The sequence below is a fragment of the Streptomyces armeniacus genome (assembly GCF_003355155.1).
Classification (GTDB): domain Bacteria; phylum Actinomycetota; class Actinomycetes; order Streptomycetales; family Streptomycetaceae; genus Streptomyces; species Streptomyces armeniacus.
Genome location: NZ_CP031320.1, coordinates 2,394,439 through 2,416,165 on the forward strand (window position 1 = coordinate 2,394,439; position 21,727 = coordinate 2,416,165).

19 protein-coding genes are annotated in these 21,727 nt (G+C 73.9%); 13 read left to right on the plus strand and 6 right to left on the minus strand.

The features are described from left to right. Positions 1-138 precede the first annotated feature (138 nt). On the plus strand, positions 139-942 hold the full coding sequence (locus tag DVA86_RS10430; RefSeq protein ID WP_281279276.1) for an SAM-dependent methyltransferase: 804 nt from the start codon (positions 139-141) through the stop codon (positions 940-942). An 85-nt stretch (positions 943-1,027) separates the two neighbouring features. Here DVA86_RS10430 and DVA86_RS10435 read toward each other — a convergent pair whose 3' ends face one another. Then, positions 1,028-1,459 (minus strand): DUF6223 family protein, encoded by a 432-nt coding sequence (locus DVA86_RS10435; protein ID WP_208877620.1) that lies wholly within the window; start codon positions 1,457-1,459, stop codon positions 1,028-1,030. Positions 1,460-1,686: 227 nt separating this feature from the next. Here DVA86_RS10435 and DVA86_RS10440 point away from each other — a divergent pair, with 227 nt between their 5' ends. The 5 genes from DVA86_RS10440 to dapD all read left to right on the plus strand — a co-directional run bounded on the left by DVA86_RS10440 (position 1,687) and on the right by dapD (position 5,821). After that, positions 1,687-2,880, plus strand: a complete 1,194-nt coding sequence (locus DVA86_RS10440; protein WP_208877622.1) for a sensor histidine kinase — start codon at positions 1,687-1,689, stop codon at positions 2,878-2,880. After that, positions 2,877-3,581 carry a response regulator gene (locus DVA86_RS10445; protein ID WP_208877624.1) on the plus strand — a complete coding sequence of 235 codons (705 nt, stop codon included), beginning with the start codon at positions 2,877-2,879 and terminating at the stop codon, positions 3,579-3,581. Before DVA86_RS10440 ends, DVA86_RS10445 begins: the two co-directional genes overlap by 4 nt. A 140-nt stretch (positions 3,582-3,721) precedes the next feature. Beyond that, positions 3,722-4,042, plus strand: a complete 321-nt coding sequence (locus tag DVA86_RS10450; protein ID WP_208877625.1) for a DMT family transporter — start codon at positions 3,722-3,724, stop codon at positions 4,040-4,042. Beyond that, on the plus strand, positions 4,042-4,587 hold the full coding sequence (locus tag DVA86_RS10455) for a TetR/AcrR family transcriptional regulator (protein ID WP_208877627.1): 546 nt from the start codon (positions 4,042-4,044) through the stop codon (positions 4,585-4,587). The genes DVA86_RS10450 and DVA86_RS10455 overlap by 1 nt, the downstream gene beginning before the upstream one ends. A gap of 244 nt (positions 4,588-4,831) precedes the next feature. Next, positions 4,832-5,821, plus strand: coding sequence for a 2,3,4,5-tetrahydropyridine-2,6-dicarboxylate N-succinyltransferase (gene dapD, locus DVA86_RS10460; protein ID WP_208877628.1), 990 nt, complete (start codon positions 4,832-4,834; stop codon positions 5,819-5,821). Positions 5,822-5,899: 78 nt separating this feature from the next. On the opposite strand, the gene DVA86_RS10465 is transcribed toward dapD, so the two are convergent. Together DVA86_RS10465 and DVA86_RS10470 are read right to left on the minus strand one after the other, a co-directional pair. Next, complete coding sequence (locus DVA86_RS10465) at positions 5,900-6,565, minus strand: response regulator (protein ID WP_208877629.1); 666 nt, start codon at positions 6,563-6,565, stop codon at positions 5,900-5,902. Continuing rightward, positions 6,562-7,668, minus strand: coding sequence for a sensor histidine kinase (locus DVA86_RS10470; RefSeq protein WP_208877631.1), 1,107 nt, complete (start codon positions 7,666-7,668; stop codon positions 6,562-6,564). The genes DVA86_RS10465 and DVA86_RS10470 overlap by 4 nt, the downstream gene beginning before the upstream one ends. A gap of 116 nt (positions 7,669-7,784) precedes the next feature. On the opposite strand from DVA86_RS10470, the gene DVA86_RS10475 reads away from it, so the two are divergent. Next, on the plus strand, positions 7,785-8,636 hold the full coding sequence (locus tag DVA86_RS10475) for an EI24 domain-containing protein (RefSeq protein WP_208877633.1): 852 nt from the start codon (positions 7,785-7,787) through the stop codon (positions 8,634-8,636). On the opposite strand, the gene DVA86_RS10480 is transcribed toward DVA86_RS10475, so the two are convergent. The 3 genes from DVA86_RS10480 to DVA86_RS10490 all read right to left on the minus strand — a co-directional run bounded on the left by DVA86_RS10480 (position 8,590) and on the right by DVA86_RS10490 (position 12,119). Beyond that, positions 8,590-9,201: a Uma2 family endonuclease gene (locus DVA86_RS10480; protein WP_208877635.1), complete on the minus strand. Its 612-nt coding sequence runs from the start codon at positions 9,199-9,201 to the stop codon at positions 8,590-8,592. The two genes, DVA86_RS10475 and DVA86_RS10480, sit on opposite strands and share 47 nt — an antisense overlap. A gap of 70 nt (positions 9,202-9,271) precedes the next feature. Then, positions 9,272-10,168 (minus strand): 4-hydroxy-tetrahydrodipicolinate synthase, encoded by an 897-nt coding sequence (dapA, locus tag DVA86_RS10485; protein WP_208877637.1) that lies wholly within the window; start codon positions 10,166-10,168, stop codon positions 9,272-9,274. 118 nt (positions 10,169-10,286) lie between these two features. Next, on the minus strand, positions 10,287-12,119 hold the full coding sequence (locus tag DVA86_RS10490; RefSeq protein WP_245996477.1) for an endonuclease/exonuclease/phosphatase family protein: 1,833 nt from the start codon (positions 12,117-12,119) through the stop codon (positions 10,287-10,289). A 225-nt stretch (positions 12,120-12,344) separates the two neighbouring features. Between DVA86_RS10490 and DVA86_RS10495 the strand changes: the two genes are divergently transcribed. From DVA86_RS10495 to DVA86_RS10520, 6 genes are all read left to right on the plus strand, one after another. After that, complete coding sequence (locus DVA86_RS10495) at positions 12,345-13,844, plus strand: hypothetical protein (protein WP_208877638.1); 1,500 nt, start codon at positions 12,345-12,347, stop codon at positions 13,842-13,844. A 238-nt stretch (positions 13,845-14,082) separates the two neighbouring features. After that, a complete protein-coding gene (locus DVA86_RS10500; protein WP_208877639.1) occupies positions 14,083-17,067 on the plus strand; it encodes a helix-turn-helix transcriptional regulator in 2,985 nt (994 codons plus the stop codon). Positions 17,068-17,227: 160 nt separating this feature from the next. Next, positions 17,228-18,466, plus strand: a complete 1,239-nt coding sequence (locus DVA86_RS10505; protein ID WP_208877641.1) for a S8 family peptidase — start codon at positions 17,228-17,230, stop codon at positions 18,464-18,466. 288 nt (positions 18,467-18,754) lie between these two features. Further along, positions 18,755-20,230, plus strand: a complete 1,476-nt coding sequence (locus DVA86_RS10510; RefSeq protein WP_208877642.1) for an alkaline phosphatase PhoX — start codon at positions 18,755-18,757, stop codon at positions 20,228-20,230. Between the two features lie 122 nt (positions 20,231-20,352). Continuing rightward, a complete protein-coding gene (locus DVA86_RS10515) occupies positions 20,353-20,982 on the plus strand; it encodes a carboxymuconolactone decarboxylase family protein (protein WP_245996479.1) in 630 nt (209 codons plus the stop codon). Positions 20,983-21,168: 186 nt separating this feature from the next. Next, a complete protein-coding gene (locus DVA86_RS10520; protein WP_208885617.1) occupies positions 21,169-21,645 on the plus strand; it encodes a hypothetical protein in 477 nt (158 codons plus the stop codon). The last annotated feature ends 82 nt before the right edge of the window (positions 21,646-21,727 follow it).

Consider the following 21,727-nt stretch of genomic DNA (forward strand, 5'->3'; position numbering starts at 1 on the left):
TTTGTTCGCAACGGCGCTGTTCCTACGGCGCTTGCTCCAACGGCGATGCCCGCCGGGCCGGTTGGTCCGGCGGGCATCGCCGTCTGCCCGGCCCCGGCCCGGTAGGGTCCCCGTATCGGGTGACTGAGGAGGACCGCTGTGGCCGGACGGGAGAACCCCGCGGGCGAGATAGACACGAGCAAGCCGCACTCGGCTCGCATGTACGACTACTACCTCGGTGGCAAGACCCACTACGAGATCGACGCGACCTCCGCCGAGCAGGTGCTGACCGTGTGGCCCGGCGTACGGGCGTGGGCGCGCGCGAACCGGTCGTTCATGCACCGTACGACCCGCTGGCTGGCGGCCGAGGCGGGCATCCGGCAGTTCCTGGACATCGGCACCGGCATCCCCACCGAGCCGAACCTGCACCAGATCGCGCAGGAGGCCGTCCCGGAGGCCCGGGTGGTGTACGTCGACAACGACCCGATCGTCCTCAACTACGCGGGCGCCCTGCTCACCGGCACCCCCGAGGGCCGCACCACGTATCTGCACGGGGACGTGACCGATCCCCGCACCATCCTCGACGCCCCGCAGCTGCGGCACACCCTCGACCTCGGCGAGCCCGTCGCGCTCTCGCTCAACGCGCTGCTGCACTTCGTACCGGACGACCGGCGCCCGTACGAGCTGGTCGCCCGGCTGATGGCCGACCTGCCGCGGGGAAGCTACCTCGCGCTGACCCACGGCATGCCGGAGAGCAACCCCGAGACCCGGGACGCGGTCACCCGCCTCTACCGCAGCAGCGGCATCTACGTGACGGGCCGGAACCGCGAGCAGATCACGGCCTTCTTCGACGGTCTGGAGCTGGTGGAGCCCGGCGTGGTCCGCGCCGACCGCTGGCGGCCGGAGCGGGAGCCCGAACTGGAGACGCTCGCACTCGCGGGCGGGGTGGCCCGCAAGGGGTGACGGCTTCGCCGCCCGTACGGGCCTCGCTGCCCTTAGGGGCTGCGCCGTTCGTACCCGCCCCACCGCCCGTACGCGCCTTGGCTGTTCAGCCGGTCCGCCGTCCCGCCGGCGGTTCGGCCGGTGCCGTGGCGCGGCGGGTGCGGGCCACGGCACGTGCGCCGAGGGCGGTGGCGGCCAGCCCCGTGGCGAGGGCGACGAAGGCGCCGCCCAGCCCGTTGCCGGTGCCGAGACCGCCGTCGGACGCGGCCGCGACCAGCCCGCCGAAGGCCACGGCGGCGAGCCCCGCCGCCAGGGCCGCGACGGCTCCGCCCCGCCCGCCGCCCGTACCGAACCGCCCGGCGGGCCGGGCCAGCGCCAGCCAGCCGACGACCACACCGGCCAGCCCCAGCAGGGCGGCGGCGGAGGCCACGGGCCGCCCGTAGGTCGAGGTGTCGAAACCGGCGGCGGTCACCGGTGCGGCCAGCACCAGCCCGCTCGGCACCAGCCCGCTCGACATCAGGGCTCCTGGTGAGCTCATGTCCCTCTCCTCCTGCGTCACTTGTCGTGCTGTACGGGTGTGGCCCGAGCATGTCCGCCGGGCGCACCGCCGGTCGTCCTGCGGACGGACGCACTTCGCGCTGCCGCCGGCGGCGCACCCGGCTGCCGCGTACGGTGCAGCCGGTACGGGCCTACCGCGTGCGCGGTAGTCGTCCCCTCGTCCGTGAGCGGGACTCCCGCGCGGCGCCGCCGGGCTAGGGTGCGCGCATGAGGGCAGGGGGGTCCGGCCTGCCGGCCGGTGTCAGGGACTGGGCGATCGCCGCCTGCGTGGCGGCGACGCTGCTGCTCGCGGGGGTGTCCGGGGACCACCCCGGCGGGAAACCCGCGCCCCTCGGCTACGTGCTGCTCGCCGCGGGCGGTCTGGCGCTCGCCGCGCGCTCCCGGGCGCCCGTACCCGTCCTGGCCGCCACCGGGCTGTGCGCGGTGGGCCACCAGGCGGCCGGGTTCGACGTACCGGCCGTCGCGTACCTCTTCGCCGTCTACGCCGCCGTACGGGCCGGGCACCGCACCCTCACCGTGGTGGCGTCCGTGGCCATGCTGGCCGCGCTCCCGCTCGCGGCCCTGGCCTCGCTGCACGACACGGGTGAGGCCTTCCAGCAGGCCCGCGGCGCCCTGGAGTTGGCCTGGCTGGTCGCCGCCGGAGCCGCGGGCGAGGCGCTTCGGCAGGCCGAACAGCGGGCCGACGAGGCCGAACGCACCCGCGAGGAGACCGCGCGGCACCGCGCCGACGAGGAGCGGCTGCACATCGCGCGGGAGCTGCACGACTCGCTCATCCACCAGATCTCGGTCATCAAGGTGCAGGCCGAGGTCGCCGTACGTGTCGCCCGCAAGCGCGGCGAACCGGTGCCGGAGCCGCTGCTGGCCATCCAGGCCGCCGGCCGCGAGGCGACACGGGAACTGCGCGCGACGCTGGAGGCGCTGCGCGACGACGGTACGGCCCCGCCGCGCGGCCTGGCCCACGTGGAGGAACTGGTCGAGCGGACCCGTACGACCGGGCTGGACGTGACGCTCACGGTCGAGGGGCGGTCGCCCGGCGCACCGGCCGTGCCGGCCGTTCCGGCCGCGGTGGATCGTACCGTCTACCGGATCGTGCAGGAGTCGCTCACCAACGTCGCCCGGCACGCCGCCGCGACCACGGTCTCCGTGCGCGTCGAGCACCGTCCGGACGCCCTCGTCGTACGCGTCGACGACAACGGCACGGCCACGTCTTCCGCTCCTTCGGGGGGCGGGCCCGGGGCCGGGCCCGGCGTGGTGCCCGGGGTCGGGCTGCTCGGGATGCGCGAACGCGTCACCGCCCTCGGGGGCCGTCTGCGCGCGGCACCGCGCGAAGGGGGTGGCTTCCGCGTGGAAGCCGAACTCCCCGTCGCCGAGGCCGAACTCCCCCTGGACCGCACGCCGTGATCCGCGTCCTGCTGGTCGACGACCAGCCGCTGCTGCGCAGCGGATTCCGCGCGCTCCTCGACCTGGAGGACGACATCGAGGTGGTGGGCGAGGCCGCCGACGGGGCGGAGGGCCTGGCGCTGGCCAGGGAGCACCTGCCGGACATCGCGCTCGTCGACATCCGGATGCCGGTGGTCGACGGCATCGAGACGACCCGGCGCATCGCCGCGGACCCGGACCTGGCCCGGGTGCACGTCGTGATCCTGACCAACTACGGCTTCGACGAGTACGTCTTCCACGCCCTGCGCGCGGGCGCGGCCGGATTCCTCGTCAAGGACATCGTGCCGGAGGATCTGCTGCACGCCGTACGGGTCGCCGCGCGCGGGGACGCGCTGCTCGCGCCGTCGATCACGCGCAAGCTGATCAACCGGTACGTGGCGCAGCCGCCGCGCGCCGGTCCGGGCGGCGCGGGTGGTCCGGGCGGGGCGGAGGGCGTGGGCGCGGGCGCCGGGCTGGAAGGGCTGACCAACCGCGAACGGGAGGCCGTCGCGCTGGTCGCCCAGGGCCTGTCCAACGACGAGATCGCCACGCGGATGGTGATCAGCCCGCTGACGGCGAAGACGCACGTCAACCGCGCCATGACGAAGCTCCACGCACGGGACCGCGCCCAACTGGTGGTCCTCGCCTACGAATCGGGCCTGGTGACCCCCGGCGACCCCTGACCGGTGCCGAATCCAGCCCGTCCGGCGTTTGAGGACGGACCGGTGCGGCCGCCTGCCCGCAGCGGGGCGCATCGCTGGGTGGCACACGGACCGCCGCGCGCTATGGACGACCGTACACATCGTTGTGTACGGTCGTACGCATGGTCTATGTGATGCTCGGGAGCGCCATCCTCGCCGAGATACTCGGCACCACTTCCATGAAGTACAGCGAAGGCTTCACCCGTCTCTGGCCCTCGCTCGGCACGGCCGTCGGCTACATCGTGGCGTTCGTGCTCCTCGCGCAGACGCTCAAGACCATGTCCGTCGGCACGGCGTACGCGATCTGGTCCGGTGCCGGGACCGCGGCCGTCGCCGCCATCGGGATGGTCTTCATCGGCGAGGCGGTGACCGTTGCGAAGATACTCGGACTGCTGCTCGTGATCGCGGGCGTCGTCGTTCTCAACCTGGGAGGAGCCCACTGATGGCACGCCGCTACGACCCGGAGCGCCGCCAGCGCCTCATCGATGCGGCGATCCGGGTGGTGGCCCGGCACGGCATCGCGGGAGTGAGCCACCGCCGGGTGGCCGCCGAGGCGGACGTGCCGCTGGGCTCTACCACGTACCACTTCGCCTCGCGCGACGATCTGCTGGTCGCCGCGCTCGGGCAGATCAGCGACGAGTGGCTGGCCGCGGTCGAACGGTGGGTGGACGGCGTCGACCCGGACGTGCCGTTCGCCGACGAGATCGCCCGGTTCGTCGTGGAGTCGCTGTCCGGGGACCGCACGCGTGCCCGGATCGAGTACGAGCTGTACCTCGCCGCGCTGCACCACCCCAGCGTCCGGCCCATCGCCGCCAAGTGCGTGGACGGTCTCACCGCCCAGCTGCGCCGCCGTACCGCCGATGACGCGCACGCACGCGCGCTGGCCGCGCTGCTGGACGGGCTGATGCTGCAACTCCTGCTGACCGACCGGCCGGTGGTCCGCTCGGAGGTCCGCGCGCTGCTGGACGGTTTCGCGGCGCCCGTGTGACGGGTGCGGCAGAAATGACCAGCGGGCCGGGCGGTACCCGCGGTGCCCGTGTGAGCAGCGGTCCTCGTGTGACCGGCGCCCCCGCCTACGCCAGACACGGCGCCCCCGCCTACGGCAGACACGGCGCGCCGCCTACGGCACACGCAGCGCGGTGCCCGACGGCACACCCGCCCGGCCCCGGCCGCCGTACCGGCCGGGAGGCCCGGTTCGCCACCGCCCGCGCCGTCCGGTTAGCGTGACGGCTATGACCGACGCACCCAGCACCCGTACGACCGGCGCCGTCGCCGCCGGGCTCGCCACCGTCGCCGACGACGGCACCGTCCTCGACACCTGGTTCCCCGCCCCCGAACTGGCCGACGCCCCCGGCCCCTCCGGGACCGAGCGGCTGACCGCCGAGCGCGCCGCCGAGCTGCTGGGCGACGCCGCCCCGAAGGCGCTGGGCCCCGACCCGCGCCGCGGGGTGGAGGTCGTCGCCGTACGCACGGTCATCGGCTCCCTGGACGACAAGCCGCTGGACGCGCACGACGCGTACCTCCGGCTGCACCTGCTCAGCCACCGGCTGGTACGGCCGCACGGGCAGAGCCTGGAGGGCCTCTTCGGGCTGCTCGCGAACGTCGCCTGGACCACGATCGGCCCTGTCCAGGCCGACCGTATCGAGGAGGCGCGGCTCGCGGCCCGCGCGAGCGGCGTGCAGCTGAACGTGACGAGCGTCGACAAGTTCCCGCGCATGACCGACTACGTGGTGCCGGGCGGCGTACGGATCGCGGACGCGGACCGCGTACGGCTCGGCGCGCACCTCGCCGCGGGCACCACCGTGATGCACGAGGGCTTCTGCAACTTCAACGCGGGCACTCTCGGTACGTCGATGGTCGAGGGCCGGATCACCGCGGGTGTCGTCGTCGGCGACGGCTCCGACATCGGCGGCGGCTCGTCGATCATGGGCACGCTGTCCGGCGGCGGCAAGCAGGTCATCTCCATCGGCGAACGCTGCCTGCTCGGCGCCGAGGCCGGTATCGGCATCTCGCTCGGCGACGACTGCGTCGTCGAGGCGGGGCTGTACGTCACCGCCGGCACGCGCGTGACGCTGCCCGACGGCAACGTGGTCAAGGCGCTGGAGCTGTCCGGCGCGCAGAACCTCCTGTTCCGCCGCAACTCCACCACCGGCACCGTCGAGGCGCTCCAGCGCACGGGCTCGTGGGGCGGCCTCAACGAGGCGCTGCACAGCAACAACTAGGCGGCCGCACGGCAACAACGAGCCGTACGGGAGACGTACGGTCGACGTATCGCCGACGTACGGCCGCGCCCGGCACCGTCAGCCGGAGCGCGGCCGTACGAGCCCGAGGTCGTACGCCAGCACCACCGCCTGTACGCGGTCGCGCAGCTCCAGCTTCCGCAGCAGCGCCGACACGTGGGCCTTGACCGTGGACTCGGTCAGCGACAGCCGTTCGGCGATCTCCGCGTTGGACAGGGCGAGGGCGACGAGCCGCAGCACCTCCCGTTCGCGCTCCGTCAGCTGCGCCAGGTCCGGTGGCGGAGCGGCCGTCGGCGCCGGCAGGCGGTTGGCGAAGCGGTCGAGCAGGCGGCGCGTGACGGACGGCGCGAGCAGCGCGTCGCCGCGCGCGACGACGCGGATCGCCTCGACGAGTTCGCCGGGGCGCACGTCCTTCAGCACGAAGCCGCAGGCACCTGCCCGCAGCGCGGCGAACACCGCCTCGTCCACGTCGTACGTCGTCAGGACGATGATCCGGGACGCGCTGCCGGAGGCGACGATGCGTTCGATGGCCTCGACGCCGTCGACGTGCGGCATCCGTACGTCCATCAGCACCACGTCCGGTTTGACCTGCGCGACCAGGACCGACGCTTCCTCGCCGTCGGCCGCCTCGCCGACCACTTCGAGGTCCGGTTTGGCGTCGATGATCATGCGGAAACCGCCGCGTACCAGTGCCTGGTCATCGGCCAGCACCACCCGTACAGTCACCCCGTCACCTCCAGCGGCAGACGGGCCTGGACGCGGAAGCCGCCCCCAGAGCACGGTCCCGCGTCCAGGCTTCCCCCGAGCATCGAGGCACGCTCCCGCATCCCGGTGATCCCAAAACCCCCGCCCTCCGTGTCGGCGGCGGAGCCTCCGCCGTCGTCGAGCACATCGATCTCCAGCATTCCAGCGGCCGTCCGTACGGTCACCTCGACCCGGCCCGCGCCCTCCGCGTGCCGCAGCGTGTTCGTCAGCGCCTCCTGCACGATGCGGTACGCGGACAGCTCGACGCCGGCCGGTACGGGCGGCCCGTCCGTCGTGTCCTCCCGGTGCACAGCGACGTGCAGGCCGGCGGCGCGGAGCGGCTCGGCGAGTTCGCCGAGCCGGTCGAGCGCGGGCTGCGGCCGGCGCGACTCGTCCTCGCCGCCGGGGCGCGTGGCCGCGAGCAGTCTGCGCAGCTCGCCCAGCGCGGACCGGCCCGTGGACTCGATCGAACGGAGCGACGCGCGCGCCTGCTCCGGCGCCTCGTCGAACACGTCGTCGGCCGCCGCCGCCTGTACGACGATGACGGACACACTGTGCGCGATCACGTCGTGCAACTCCCGCGCGATCCGCGCCTGTTCCTCGCCGACCGCCCGCCGCGACGCCTCCGCGATGGCCGCGCGGCGGCTCCGTACGGTCTCCGTCAGCGTCCATACGAGGACCGGGATCACCATCGCGAACTGGGCGTCCCCGGTGGTCGTGGTCCAGAAGTTCATCGAGGTGAGCGCGAGCAGCGCGGCCAGCCCGTACAGCGAGAAGCGCGGCGGATACGCGAGCGTCAGCGGCACGACCGCGACCAGCGCCGCCACCGGGAACACCCCCTCCGGGGCGATCACGTGCGTGAAGGTCCCGCCCGCGAGCGCGACCGCCATCACCGGCACCGGGCGCGTACGCCGCCACCACAGCGCCACCGCCTGCCCGGCCGCCGCGGCCAGTCCGAGGGCGGTCAGCGCCCACGGCTGCCCCTCCGACTCCAGCAGGACGACGACGGTGAGGTAGTACGCGACGAGCACCGACACGGCGATGTCGGCGGTCAGGCGCAGGGGGCGGCGGCGTACGCGGAGCATGCGGGGATTATGGCCGACGGTCCTGGGACGTTCCCGCCTCTGTCCCGGCCCTCTGTCCCGGCCCTCCGTTCCGGCCTCGGTCCGTGCCGCGGTGAGGGCGGCGATAGTGTGCCGTCATGAGCGATCTCGCGGTGGGGCTGCGGTACTTGGGGCGTGGACAGCGGTGGGTCGGCGCGCACACCCGCTGGTTCGGTTTCGGACTGATTCCCGCGCTGCTCGCGTTCCTGCTGTACGCGGCCGCGCTGACCGGGCTGGCCTTCTGGGCCGACGACATCGCGACCTGGGCCACGCCCTTCGCCGACGACTGGGGTTCGCCGTGGCAGTCGGTGCTGCGCACCCTGTTCGCGGTGCTGCTCTGGCTCGGCGCGCTGTTGCTCGCCGTCCTGACCTTCACCGCCGTCACGCTGCTGATCGGCGACCCGTTCTACGAGAAGCTGTCCGAACAGGTCGAGGAGTCCGAGGGCGGCTGCCCGCCCGGCCCCGACCGGCCGCTCTGGCGCGAACTGTGGATCTCGCTCCGCGACAGCCTGTACGTGCTGTACCGCGCGCTGCTGTACGCCCTCCCGCTGTTCCTCCTGGGCTTCGTCCCGGTCCTCGGCCAGACGGTCGTCCCGGTCCTCGGGATCTGCGTCTCCGGCTTCTTCCTCACCCTGGAACTCACCTCGGTGGCCATGCAGCGCCGCGACATCCCGGTCCGCGAACGGCTGCGGCTGCTGCGCACCCGCAGGGGCCTCGCGATCGGCTTCGGCGCCCCGCTGGTGCTGGCCTTCCTGGTGCCGTTCGTGGCGGTGCTCCTCATGCCGGGCGCGGTGGCGGGCGCGGCCCTGCTCGTACGCGACGTGCTGGACGAACAGCCCCCGGCCACCCCGCCGCCCGCCCACCCGGAGCCGCCGCCGTACGGCAGCCCGGACACGTACGGGGTCAGGCCCTCCGGTCCTCCGACGGGAACTCCGCGGTCGACAGGGTGAGTCCGAGGACTGTCCCGGTCAGGTCGATCTCCTCGCCGAACTTCGCGATCAGTCGGCTCTGGTACTCGCCGCCCTTGGGGTGCGTGTGCACGTGACACGTGGCGGTGTACGGGTCCGCGATCAGCAGGACGGGCACTTCGGCCAGCGCGTACGCGTCCCGCTTGGGCCCGTAGTCGTTGGCGGCCGTGCCCCGGGAGATCACTTCGGCGATGAACTCCACGTCCTGGTACCGCCAGCCGCGGCTGCCGTCGGGCTGCACGAACTCGGCGGAGTCCTTCAGCAGGGCCACGTCGGGGGAGAAGCCGTTCTCGTGCCCCGGAAGGTCGATGCGTACGTCGGACATGACCCGGATGTCCATGCCGAAGTGGTCCTCCAGCGCCCGCACGATCCGGCGGATGATCTCCCAGTGCGCGCTCCGTTGCGGTGACATGGTGATGGTCCCCTCGACGATCTCGGCCTTGTAGCCCTCGGGGACCGGCATCCGCTCCAGCAGCTCGAACATGTAGTCCAGCCTGCGGTCGTTGCTCTCGGCCATCTCGATCCTGTCGGTCAGCTCGACGGTCATCGACGTGCCCCTCCTCCCCGCCGCACCGGGCGGCGCGGCCGCACGGTGCAACGATACGGCCGGGGGCCGGTCACGTCGCCGGGGTGAGCTGCTTGAACGCCTCCACCACGCGGGTCGTGAGGAGGTCGTCGGCCGGGAGGAGCGGGGCGCGGAGCGGGCCCGAGGGGAGGGCGTGGGCCGCGAGGAGGGCCTTGAGGGTCACCGTGTAGGGCGCCTCCGACATCAGGGCGTCGACCAGCGGGACGAGCGCGAGGTGGAGGCGCGTCGCCGTGGTGTGGTCGCCCGCGTCGAAGGCGTCGAGCATGGCGCGGACGTGCCGGCCCGCGACGTTGGCGACGCTGCTGACGCAGCCCACCGCGCCGATCGAGCGGAGGGGGAGGATCAGTTCGTCGCAGCCGGAGTAGTAGGAGAGGCCGGTGGCGCCGATGATCTTCGCGGCCTTGAGGGGGTCGTAGGAGCAGTCCTTCACGCCCTGGATGCGCGGGTGTTCGGCCAGCCGCAGCAGTGACTCCGTGCTGAGGGCGGTGCCGGTACGGGCGGGGATGTCGTAGAGGAGCACCGGGAGGCCGGTGGCGTCGGCGACCTCACGCAGGTGGTGTACGACGGCCGGCTGACCGGGCCGCGAGTAGTACGGCGTGACGACCAGCAGGCCGTGCGCGCCCGCGCGTTCGGCGGCGCGGGCCAGTCCGGCGGAGTGCCGGGTGTCGCTGGAGCCGACGCCCGCCGTGACCGTGGCGCGGTCGCCGACCGCCTCGACCACGGTGCGTACCAGGAGGGTCTTCTCTTCGTCGGACGTCGTCGGCGACTCACCCGTGGTGCCGCTGACGACGAGGCCGTCGCAGCCGTCCTCGTCCACGAGGCGGGCCGCGAGCCGTGCGGCGCCCTCCGGGTCGAGGGCGCCGTCGGCGTCGAACGGGGTGATCATGGCGGCGTTGATGCGGCCGAAGGGGCCGGGGGATGCGGACATGTCCGGAGTGTGGAAGCCGGGGGCGCGCGGGTCCACTTAGTTGTCCTGGCGTGTCGCGTAAGCGGCGCTCAACAGTGCGCCGTACGCCCCCGGCCGTGCCCCGGACGCCCCCTGCCGCTCATGGCCGGAAGCGCAGCACCTGCGGGTCGTGGTCGCTGACCTGGCCGGCGAACTCGGCGTTCGTGTGCACGATGTCGTAGTCGAAGCGGCGGATGCCGGGTGAGACCAGCGTCTGGTCGAGCACCTGCGAGTTGCCCTGGAACACGTACGTGTACCGCTCCCGCGGCGGCAGCGTCCCCACCGCGCCGCGCAGCGCGCGCCCGTCGGTGAGGGCGTCGGCCGTGTCCGAGAACTCGAAGTCGTTGACGTCCCCGAGCACCACCACCCGGGCCTTGCGCTCCACGGCCAGCGCGTCCTTGACGAACGTGTTGACCAGCCGTGCCTGCTTCACCCGCTGCTCCTCCGAGGACCGGCGCGGCGGCTGCACCCGCCCGTACAGCGGCTCGTCGCCGCCCTTGGACGCGAAGTGGTTCGCCACGACGAGCACCGGCCGCCCGCGGAACCGGAATTCGCCCGCCAGCGGCTTGCGGCTGTCCTCCCACGCGGCGTCCTCCGGCGCGACGCGGCCCGGCGAGTGGCTGAGCGCGGCGCGGCCCTCGCGCTCGACGACCTCCGCCGGGGTGGTGGCGTCGCCGCCGGGCCGGTCCGTGAACGACACCCGGTCGGGGTTGAACAGGAAGACGTTGCGGATGTTGCCGCCCGGCTCGCCGCCGTCGCGGCCATCCTCCGGGTCGATGCCGCGCCAGTCGTAACGCGGGCCGCCCGCCGCGGCGATGGCGTCGATCAGCTTCCGTACGGTCTTCTCCGCGGTGACCGTGCCGTCGTCCTCCGCGCCGGTGTCGTCCTGGATCTCCTCCAGGGCGAGGATGTCGGGCGCGGCGAGATCGCGTACGACGCCCTTGGCCAGCCGCTCGTACTTCGCCTGGTCGTCGCCGGGGTCGAGGTTCTCCACGTTGTAGGTGGCGACGGCCAGTTCACCGTCGCGCTGCGCACGGGTCCGCTCGGGGGCGAGGCCGCCGTCGGTGACGGTGCCCAGCTCGCGGGCGGCCACGTGGTAGCCGCCGTGCTGGTCGTAGTCGAGCGGGCCGGCGGTGACGCCGGTCAGCCGGTCGCCGACGTCGGCCGTGGGGAACGGCTCCTCGGACAGCGGCGTGAGGCTCTCGACCTTCAGGCGGCCGGAGTTCTGCGCGTCGTACGAGCCGTAGCGCGTGCCGCCGCGCGCCGTCGGATTCTCCCGCGGCTTCACGGTCACCCACAGCTCGGCGTACTCGGTGCTGGGGCCGACCACGCGCGCGTCGGCAACCTGGACGTTCATGCCTTCCAGTGATTCGTAGCGGTCCAGCGCGTACCGTCCGGGGCGCAGCTTCAGCCCGTCGATGCTGCCGCCGGCCGCCGGATCGCCCTCCGGCGCGTACGCGTCGGGGACGGTGTCCGCGCTGAGCCGTACGGCGCGGGGGAGGGGGTTGCCCGAGGAGACGACGCTCACCTCGGGCTTGGTTATCTGGGTCACGGACTGGTTCCCGGAGTCGGCGCCGCCGTACACGAACTCCCCTACGGAGCCCGAGACCCGTACGGCGTCGCCGGTGCGCACGGTGGGCGCGGAGCCGGTGAAGACGAACACGCCCTCGCTGGTGGCCGCGGAGCCGTCGGCCTCCGGGTCCTGCATCCAGAAGCCCTTCGAGCCGTATGTGCGCACGCCCGTGACGACACCCGGCACCTCGGTGACCGCGCGTCCCTCGAACGGGGACGTACGGGTGGTGCCCTGCAGGTCGCGTATCCGGACCTGCTCCGGGGCGTCGGCCCCGGCGGTCACGGCGGGGACGGTGAGCAGCGTCGAGGTGAGCGCGGCGACGGTGAGGGCGCCGAGCGCGGCGTGGTGACGGGTGGTCAAGGGGTCCTCCGGGCGTGGAGACTGGCCGGGCACGGCGGCCGGGTGGCGGGCGCGGGCGAGTCGGTTTCTACGCGCGTAAAGTTCCCGGAGGCCCCCGATGTTGTCAAGACACGGCGGGTATACGCGGGAGCACGGGCAGGTGAACCCACGGGACGCGCCGGTACGTCCTAGGCTGGGGCACCGCAGCATCCGCACCATCCGCGTTCCACTGAGGAGCCACCCTCCATGCACGGTGACGAGAGTCCCACCATGCCGCCCGTACGGCTGCCCTCCGAGGCCGAACTGGCCAGGGACGCACTGGCCGCACCGCTGTTCTCGCGGGCCGTACGGCTCGCCCGCTGGGCGGGCAGCGGCGTCCGCGTGGGCGCGGGCGGCGAGTTGCTCGGCGGGCAGCTCAAGGAGGCCGCGGGACACCTGGGTCTGCAGGACGACGAGGAGGGCCCGTACCACGCCTCGGAGGCGTGGCACCTCGCTCTCGACACCGGCCTGGTCGAGGTGGCGGAGGACGAGGACGCGGAGCCCACGCTGGAGAGCGACGAGCCCGTCGGGACCGCCGCCCCCGGCGACGAGTTGGGCCGCGTCACGGGCGAGGGCGGGCCGGCGGACGTGCTGGAGGTGTGGTCCGACGGGTTCGAGAGCGTGCTCCAGGACGCCGCGACGCCCAGCCTCGAGGACGTGGTCGGGGAGATCGAGGGCGCGGTCGGCCCGGACGGGCAGCTCGACCCGGACGCCGTCGGGCTGGACTCGCTGGACTTCGACGCCGAGGCGGAGAGCGACTTCCTGGACGGCGCGCTCGGCAACCTCTATCTGCTCGCGGCCACCGACCCCGCCGTGGCCGACGGTTCGATGGTGCCGCTGCCGGTGCTGGCCGCGTCGATGATCGTGCCCGACGACATGGACGAGCCGACCGACGAGGTGCTGGAGAGCGTCTCGTCGGCGATGATGCGACTGGACGAGCAGTTCCGCATCCTGGCGCCGACGGGCCTGGTCGAGTACCAGCCGGTGGACGAGGCGCTCACCCAGGAGTCCGAGGGCGAGCTGCCCGAGGAGCCGGACGACGAGGACGTCTCGCGCTACGGCATGGTGCGGCTGACGCCGCTGGGGCTGTACGGCGTGCGGCAGCGGATGCTGGCCGCCGGCCTCGACGTGCCGCTCGTGGGCGACCTGGCGGGGGAGGACGCGGGGATGCTGCTCGACGCGGTGCCCTCGTTCCCGGAGGAGAGCGCGCGGCAGGAGTTCGAGCAGTGGCTGGCGGCCCGTACGGTCCTGGACGCCGCACGCGAACTCCTCGCCGCCGCGCGGGGCCAGGACGGCACGGCGCCCGCCCGGCGGCTCGCCTGCCAGCAGGCGCTGACGCTCGCGGGCGCGGAGGCCGAACCGGCGCTGCGGGAGGTGCTGGACGACCGCGAACTGGGCGGCCTGGCACGGGTCTGGCTGGTGGAGAACGGCGCGCGGGACGTGCCGCAGCCCGACGAGGAGATGGTCTTCTGGCTGACCGTGGACACCCTCGCCGCGCAGCTGGCCACGGCGGGCGAGCCGGACGAACTCCGCGACCTGGTGCAGGGGCTGGTCGACCAGCACACCGGATTCTTCGACCGCGCCTGGCAGGTGGACCACCCCTCGACGGCGGACGTGCTGGAGGCGATGGGGCGCATCCACCCGGACAAGCGGACGGCCAAGGAGGCGCGGAAGGCGGCGTTCAAGGCGCGCTCGCAGTCGCGTTGAGGGACGCGCGGACGTGTGTCCGGAGGCGGCGGTACGGCAGGCGGCGCGTCCGTACGGTGCGGGAAGCCTTGCCGGGGCGCGCGTGAGCGCATAGCTTTCGCGCTGTCGCCGCACCGCACGGGTACGTCACCCCCACGCACCCCCTACGCACCGTGAGCAACCACCCGCACCACCCGTACCGTCGTCGCAGTGCGCGCTCTGCACCCGCGGAACCCCACCGGCCGGGAGGCGTACGCACATGTCCGATGCGGTCCAGCGGCGTTCCGAGGCACCGGTCCTGGTCGGGCGCACCGGCGAGCTGCATGCGCTGCTCGACGCGATCACGCACCCGCCGTCGGTCGCGCTCGTGGAGGGCGAGGCCGGGATCGGCAAGACCCGGCTGATCCGCGAGGCGCTCCGGCACCCCTCCGTACGCGCCCGCCGCATCCTCCTCGGCAGCTGCCACCCGCTGCGCGAACCGTTCCCGTACGGGCCCGTGTTCGAGCTGCTGCGCGGCCTGGACGGCGGGCTCCCCGACGGGCTCAGCCCGGTGTGCGGCGCGCTGCGCCCGTACCTCCCCGAGCTCGCCGGGCTGCTGCCGCCCGCCCCCGAGCCGCTGGAGGACCACCGCGCGCGCCAGCACCGGCTGTTCCGCGCCGTACGCGCGCTGCTGGCGGCGCTGGGCGACGTCGTCGTGGTGGTCGAGGACCTGCACTGGGCGGACGACGGCACCCGCGATCTCGTACGGTTCCTGGTGGACGAGCCGCCGGCCGGCCTGTCCGCCGTGCTCAGCTACCGCCGCGAGGACCTGCCGGGCACCGGGCTGCCGCTGGGCCGCGCGTACCGCCATCCGCCCGGCACCACCGCCGTGCTGATCCCGCTCCAGGTGCTGGACGTGCACGCCGTACGCAGCCTCACCGCCGCCATCACCGGCAACTCCGACATTCCCGGCCCGCTCGCCGCCGCCCTGCTGGAACGCACCGCGGGCATCCCGTTCGTGCTGGAGGAGGTGATCCGCGCGCTGCCCGGCGCCGACGGGCTGTCCGATCCGGGCAGCGGGCGGGCGGCGCTGGAGAACGTACAGGTGCCGATGCTGCTCCAGGAGGCCATCACGGACCGGATGGCCGTCCTGTCCCCGGCCGCGTCCGACGCCGTACGGGCCGTGGCGGTGCTGCGGGTGCCCGTGGACGAGGAGCTGCTCGCCGCCGTGACGGGCACGTCGCGGGCCGAGGCGGGGGAGTCCGTACGGGAGGCACTGCTCGCCGGGGTGCTGCACGAGTACGGGGACGGCCGCTACGGCTTCCGGCACGCGCTCGCCCAGCAGGCGGTGTACGCGGGCCTGCCCGGGCCCGACCGGCACCGGCTGCACCGCGAGGTGATGGTGGTGCTCGCCGCACGCGAGGCACCGCCGCTGGTCCAACTCGCGTACCACGCGCGGCGGGCGGGCGCGCTCGCCGAGTGGCACCGGTACGGCGAGGCGGCCGCGGAGGCGGCGCGGGAGATGGGCGACATCGCGCTCGCCGTCGAACTCCTGGAGGAGCTCCTCTCCGACGCGCGCCTCGACCCGCTCGAACTCGGCCGGCTCGCCGCACAGCTCAGCCGGGACGCGGTGGCCGGCCTGTCGCACCGCCGCGCCTGCGCGCTGCTGCGCCGCGTGGTCGGCGAGAGCCAGCTGCCGGACGCGCTGCGCGGCGAGATACGCCTCCACCTCGGGCTGCTGCTCTACAACCAGGCCGGCGACCACGAGGCGGGCCGCGCCGACACCGAGATCGCCGTGGAGGAGCTGCGCGACCGCCCCGAACTCGCCGCCCGCGGCATGGCCGCGCTGGCGATGCCCAGCTGGGGCGACCACCCGTACCAGGTGTACGAGCGGTGGATCACGCGCGCCGAGGAGCTGGCCGAACGGGGCGACGACCCCGAGGCGCTGATGGCCGTACGCGGCAACCACCTGGCGCTGCGCATGAGCCTCGGCGACAGCTCCGTGTGGGCGCGCGCGGAGGAACTGCTGGGGCAGGGCGGTTCGGTTGCGGAACGCCGCCAGATCGCCCGTTCCTGCGGTAACTTCGCGGACGCCGCGACCAGCCTCGGGCACTACGCGAAGGGGCAGCGATACCGCGCCGAGGGCTGGCGGCTGGCCGCCGAGTGCGGCGCGCCGTACACCGAGGGCATCGTGGAGGGCACGGGGCTGCGGCTGGACTGGTACGCCGGCCGCTGGCAGGGTCTCGCCGAACGCGCCCGGCACACCCTCGACGTGGTGCAGGGCGTGTCCGGCATCGCCGCCGACGCCCATCTGGTGCTGGGCATGCTGGCGTTGGCGCGCGGCGAGTGGGAGGAGGCCGCGGCGCGGCTGGACGCCGCCGGGCTCGCCGACCCCGCGAACGCGCCCGCGCCGATCCTCGCAACCGCCGCCGGAATGATGGCGCGGCTGCGCGTGTCGCGCGGCGAACTGTCCGGCGCCTGCGCCGAGGCGGAACGCGGCGTCGCCCGCATCCGCCGCAAGGGCATCTGGCCCTGGGCGGGCGACCTGGCGCCGGCGGCCGTCGGCGCGCTGGTGCGCGGCGGGCGTACGGACGACGCGGCGCGGCTGGCGGACGAGTTCGAGGCGGGCGTCGCCGGGCGGGACGCGCCGCTGGCGGCGGCCGCGGTGTGGGCGTGCCGGGGCCTGGTGGCGGGGGCGCGCGGGCGGCACGAGGAGGCCGCGGCGGCGCTGGGCGAGGCGCGGGCGCGGTACGCGGCGCTGCCGCAGCCGTACGCCGCGGCGCGGGCCGCGGAGGCGGCGGCGCGCAGCCGCATCGCGGCGGCGGGGGAGCGGGATGCGGGCGCGGACGGCGGTGAGGCGGGCGCACGTACGGGTGCGGGCCCCCGTACGGGTGCGGACGGGAGCATCCGGACCGGCGAAACGGCCGCGGCGACCGCCGAACTGGCCGCGCTCGCCGAGGAGTTCACCGAGCTCGGCGCGGCGCGCGACGCCGCGCGCTGCCGCCGCGCCGTGCGCGGCAGCGGCGTCACGCTGCCCTCGCGCAGGGGCCGCAGGGGCTACGGCGACCAGCTGTCCCCGCGCGAGGACGACGTCGCCCGGCTCGTGGCGCTCGGCCACACCAACCGCGAGATCGCCGACGTGCTGTACCTGTCACCGCGTACGGTGGAGCAGCATGTCGCCAAAGTGCTGCGCAAGCTGAACGCCGCCTCCCGCAGCGAGGTCGCCGCCCTCCGCACGGGGCGCGACCCGGCGGGACGTACGTGACACCCGTACACACCGCGGCGATTGAATGCGTACCCCTACCTACCGCATCCCGGATTGTTTCGCCCCACCCGCCCACCGATGGTGAGCCTGGCCACCGGGTCCGGCGCTGCCGGCGCTCCCCCACCGGGCCCGGGGCAACCCCCACCTGAGGAGCAGCAGGATGCGTACACGGAGCACGAGGAAGAGACGGTTCGGAGCGGTCGGCGCCGGAGGCATCGCCGCGATGGCGCTCGCGCTGGCCGGCACCACCGCTGTGGCTGGCGAGACGGCACCGGACGGGTCCGCGGAACGGGGCAGCATACGGAACGCGGACGTACCGGGCGCGGTCGAGGGCCGGTACATCGTGGCGCTGGACGGCGCCGCGTCCGTACGGTCCGGTGTGCGGGCCGCCGTACGTACCCAGGCAGAGGACCTGGTCGGCAGCCATGGCGGCGACGTGGAGCTCGTGTACTCGGCGGCCTTCCGCGGTTTCGCCCTGGAGGCCACGGAGGACCAGGCCGAACGGCTGGCCGCGGCGCCCGGCGTGCGGTACGTCGAGGCGGACGCGGTGGCGCGGGCCACCGGCGAGCAGCCCAACCCGCCGTCATGGGGCATCGACCGCGTCGACGGCTCCCTGAACGGCAACTACGCGTACCCGAACGACGGCGCGGGCGTCACCTCGTACGTGGTGGACACCGGCGTCGACATGGACCACCCGAACTTCGAGGGCCGCGCCACCAGCGGCCGTGACTTCATCGACAACGACAGCGACGCCAGCGACTGCCAGGGCCACGGCACGCACGTGGCCGGCACCATGGGCAGCCGGGACTACGGCGTCGCGAAGAAGACCGACCTGGTCTCCGTACGGGTGCTCGACTGCCAGGGCAGCGGCCAGTGGTCGCAGGTCATCGGCGGCATCGACTGGGTGGCGCAGAACGCCGACGGCCCCTCCAGCGCCAACATGAGCCTCGGCGGACCCGCCAACTCCTCGGTGGACAGCGCGGTCCAGGGCGCCATCAGCAGCGGCGTGTCCTTCTCGGTCGCGGCCGGGAACGACAGCAGGGACGCGTGCGGGACCAGCCCCGCGCGGGTGCCGCAGGCCATCACGCTCGGCTCGACGGACCGGAGCGACGGCCGCTCCAGCTTCTCCAACTACGGCCGCTGCCTCGACCTGTTCGCGCCCGGCGGCGCCATCGTCTCCACCGCCAACGGCGGCGGCTCGACCCAGATGAGCGGCACCTCGATGGCCTCGCCGCACGCGGCGGGCGCCGCGGCGCTCTACCTGTCCGCACACCCGGACGCGAGCCCGCAGCAGGTCAGCGACGCGATCGTGACGGCCGCCCAGTCCGGCGCGGTGTCCAACCCGGGCAGCGGCTCGCCGAACCGGCTGCTGAACGTGACGGGCCTGGGGCTGCGTTGAGCATTCCCGGTCCGCACCGGAGGTGAGCATGATCGAGAACGGCTGAAAATCGCGCACGTGGCTCCGGGGTCCTGAACCCTGGCCCCCGGACCCCGGAGCCCGTTCGGCACCCCGTGGCCGTGCCCGTTCCCCGGGCACGGCCACAGGGCTGCCGGCGGTCAGGCTTCCGTTCGTCGTACGGGGATTCGTCGTACGGAGTTCAGCCGCGGTTCGCCCAAGGGCAGCAGTGTGTGCGGCGTCACCACTGTTGAGCACGTACGGTCGCCGTACGGGAGAGGCCGCAGAGACATGCCGATCAGCCGCAGAGACTTCGCCAGGCGATCCGCCGTCACGGGCGCGGGCGTCGCCATCGTCGGCAGCGCGGGCGTACTGAGCAGTGCGCCCGGCGCACTGGCGGCGCCGGGAGACGGGACGGGCAGCGGGGACGGGAACGCGCAGGGACACGGCGGCGGCCACCGGCCCGAACTCGGCTACGGCCCGCTGATCCCCGACCCCGACGGCATCCTCGCGCTGCCGGAGGGCTTCTCGTACCAGGTCCTCACGCACTCCGGCGTCACCAAGCTGGAGTCCGGCGAGAGCACGCCCGCCAAGCACGACGGCACCGCGCCGTTCGAGGGCGCGCGGGGCGCCACGCTGCTGGTCAACAACCACGAGCTGTCCGGGCCGCGCAGCGAGCACGACCACCCCGTGCCGCTCACCGACGGCCTCGTCTACGACCCGGCCGCGCCCGGCGGCTGCACCGTCGTGGAGGTCTCCAAGCACGGTGACCACGTCACCGAGTGGGTCGGCATCGCCGGCACCGCGCAGAACTGCGCGGGCGGCAGCACCCCCTGGGGCACCTGGCTCACCTGCGAGGAGACCACCGACCGCGCCGGCGAGAACGGCATGACCAAGGACCACGGCTACGTCTTCGAGGTCGACCCGCACGACCGCCGCGCGAACCGCGACCCGCAGCCGATCAAGGCGCTGGGCCGGTTCGACCACGAGGCCGTCGTCGTGGACAGCCGGCGCGGACACCTCTACCTCACCGAGGACGCCGACGAGCCCAACGGCCTCTTCTTCCGCTGGGTTCCGCCGTCCGGCTTCCGGCACGGCCGCGGCCGGCTGCGCGGCCTCGCGGACGACGCGGGCAAGCTGCAGGCCATGAAGTGCTTCGACTCCGGCGGCCGCTTCGTCGAGGACCTGTCGCACAGCACCAAGACGGGTGTCGTGTACGGCGTGGACTGGGTGGACGTGCCCGACCGCGACGCCCGCGAGACGCCCGTACGCGAGCAGTTCGCGGACCACGAGATCACCCGCGCCCGCAAGCTCGAGGGCATGTGGTGGGGCGACGGCGGCGCGTACTTCGTCTCCTCCTACGCCCGCGCCGAGGACAGCCCCGGCGAACCGCACGACGGCCAGGTCTGGTTCTACGACCCCAAGCGGCGCACCGTCACGCTGAAGGTGCGGCTCGCCGTCAACAAGGACCCGGACCAGCCCGGCGGCCTCGACGGGCCCGACAACATCACCGTGTCCCCGTACGGCGGCCTGATCCTCGCCGAGGACGGCGAGGGCCACCAGCACCTGTTCGGCGCGACGGACAGCGGCGAGACGTATCCGCTGGCGCGCAACGAGTTCAACCTGGGCACGGAGGAGGAGCCGGACTACAGCGAGTTCGCGGGCGTCTGCTTCTCGGCCGACGGCAGCACGCTGTTCGCGAGCATCCAGATGCCCGGCATCCTGCTGGCCATCACGGGGCCGTGGCGACGTCAGCGGAGGCGCTGACCCGTACGGCGCTGACCCGTACGGCGTGGCCGGTGCTCCGCGGGCCCGGCTGTGCGCCCGTCCCGCGCTGAACGGCCTGGGTAGGGTGGCCGTTTCGGACGCCGCAGCGGGGAGGGCCGAGGATGTCGACACCGGGAGCCGGGGAGACCGGCGGAGCCGAGGGCGCCGGGGCGGCTGAGGGTGTCGACGGGGGCGGTCGTATCCCGCCGCTGGAGCCGCCGTACGCGCCGGAGACGGCCGAACTGCTGGAACGGATGATGCCGGGCCGCGAGCCCATCGCGCTGTTCCGCATGCTGGCGCGCAACGCGCCGCTGGCCGAGGCGATGCACGAGTGGGGCGGCTACGAACTCGGCCGTGGCCGCCCCACGTTCAGCCTCCGCGAGCGCGAGATCGTGATCGACCGCACGTGCGCGCTGCGCGGCTGCGAGTACGAATGGGGCGTGCACGTCGCGGTCTTCGCGGAGCGCGCGGGGCTGGACGCGGAGCAGATCCGCTCGCTGACCCACGGGGCGCACACGGACGCGTGCTGGACGGACCCACGCGACCGGCTCCTCGTGGAGCTGACGGACGCGCTGCACGCCGGTTCGGACGTGCCGGACGAGCTGTGGGGGCGGCTGGCGGGCGAGTTCGCCCCGGAGCAGCTGCTGGACCTGCTGACGCTGTGCGGCTGGTACCACGCGGTGAGCTTCCTGGCCCGCGCCACAAGACTCCCCTTGGAGCCGGAGGCTCCGCGCTTCACCGACTACGCGTGAGCGACCGCCGGGCCGTGGCGCGCTGGATCAAGCCCGTCCGGCGTTTGAGGACGCCCGTCTGCCGCGGTGTACGTGTGGTGTGCGTCGGGCGTGTTGGGCCAGTCGCGGGGGCCCCGGCACAACCATCCCTTCGGCTTGTGAGTCCCCTATGCGCCACCCCGCGCTGACTCACCCGAAGGATCACCCATGTCCGAGAGACGTACCCGCGCGGTGGCCGTGCTGGTCGCCGCGGCAGCGCTCACGTTCACCGCCGCGTGCGGCGGAGGCGGCGGCAACGGCGGCGGTGGCAGTGAGACCAAGTCCGCCGACTCCTGCAGGAAAGAGATACGCAAGGAGGTCGACCGGGCCGAGAAGGACCCCGACGGGCCCGTCTCCGACGCCACCCCCGCGCCCTGCCGCGGCTTCAGGAACGCCGAACTCGAGGACATGGCCAAGGACATCCTCGCCGACGCGCTGAAGGACGCGGGCGGCGACGGGGGGCCGGGGGAGCCGGGGGAACCGGGTGAGGACAAGAACCTCGCCGCAGGCGTCGAGGCGGAGAAGACCGCGGAGTACGCGATCGACAACAGGTACGGGAAGAAGGTCCGCGTCACCGTCATGCGTACGTCCGATGACGCCGCCCTGACGCTGGAGGACCCGGGCTGGACCGGCACCATCGAGTAGCCGGGGGCATGCCGAAGGGCCGGCGCCGTACGGGCGCCGGCCCTTCGCCGGTTCGGGTGCGGAGCGTGCGGGGTGCGGTGCT

Coding starts and splice junctions, on each gene's coding strand:
- DVA86_RS10500 (WP_208877639.1), top strand. CDS start 14,083: ATGTCCGATGCGGTCCAGCGGCGTTCCGAGGCACCGGTCCTGGTCGGG.
- DVA86_RS10515 (WP_245996479.1), top strand. CDS start 20,353: ATGTCGACACCGGGAGCCGGGGAGACCGGCGGAGCCGAGGGCGCCGGG.
- DVA86_RS10520 (WP_208885617.1), top strand. CDS start 21,169: ATGTCCGAGAGACGTACCCGCGCGGTGGCCGTGCTGGTCGCCGCGGCA.
- DVA86_RS10495 (WP_208877638.1), top strand. CDS start 12,345: ATGCACGGTGACGAGAGTCCCACCATGCCGCCCGTACGGCTGCCCTCC.
- DVA86_RS10440 (WP_208877622.1), top strand. CDS start 1,687: ATGAGGGCAGGGGGGTCCGGCCTGCCGGCCGGTGTCAGGGACTGGGCG.
- DVA86_RS10455 (WP_208877627.1), top strand. CDS start 4,042: ATGGCACGCCGCTACGACCCGGAGCGCCGCCAGCGCCTCATCGATGCG.
- DVA86_RS10450 (WP_208877625.1), top strand. CDS start 3,722: ATGGTCTATGTGATGCTCGGGAGCGCCATCCTCGCCGAGATACTCGGC.
- dapA (WP_208877637.1), bottom strand. CDS start 10,168: ATGTCCGCATCCCCCGGCCCCTTCGGCCGCATCAACGCCGCCATGATC.
- DVA86_RS10475 (WP_208877633.1), top strand. CDS start 7,785: ATGAGCGATCTCGCGGTGGGGCTGCGGTACTTGGGGCGTGGACAGCGG.
- DVA86_RS10510 (WP_208877642.1), top strand. CDS start 18,755: ATGCCGATCAGCCGCAGAGACTTCGCCAGGCGATCCGCCGTCACGGGC.
- DVA86_RS10435 (WP_208877620.1), bottom strand. CDS start 1,459: ATGAGCTCACCAGGAGCCCTGATGTCGAGCGGGCTGGTGCCGAGCGGG.
- DVA86_RS10505 (WP_208877641.1), top strand. CDS start 17,228: ATGCGTACACGGAGCACGAGGAAGAGACGGTTCGGAGCGGTCGGCGCC.
- DVA86_RS10480 (WP_208877635.1), bottom strand. CDS start 9,201: ATGACCGTCGAGCTGACCGACAGGATCGAGATGGCCGAGAGCAACGAC.
- DVA86_RS10470 (WP_208877631.1), bottom strand. CDS start 7,668: ATGCTCCGCGTACGCCGCCGCCCCCTGCGCCTGACCGCCGACATCGCC.
- dapD (WP_208877628.1), top strand. CDS start 4,832: ATGACCGACGCACCCAGCACCCGTACGACCGGCGCCGTCGCCGCCGGG.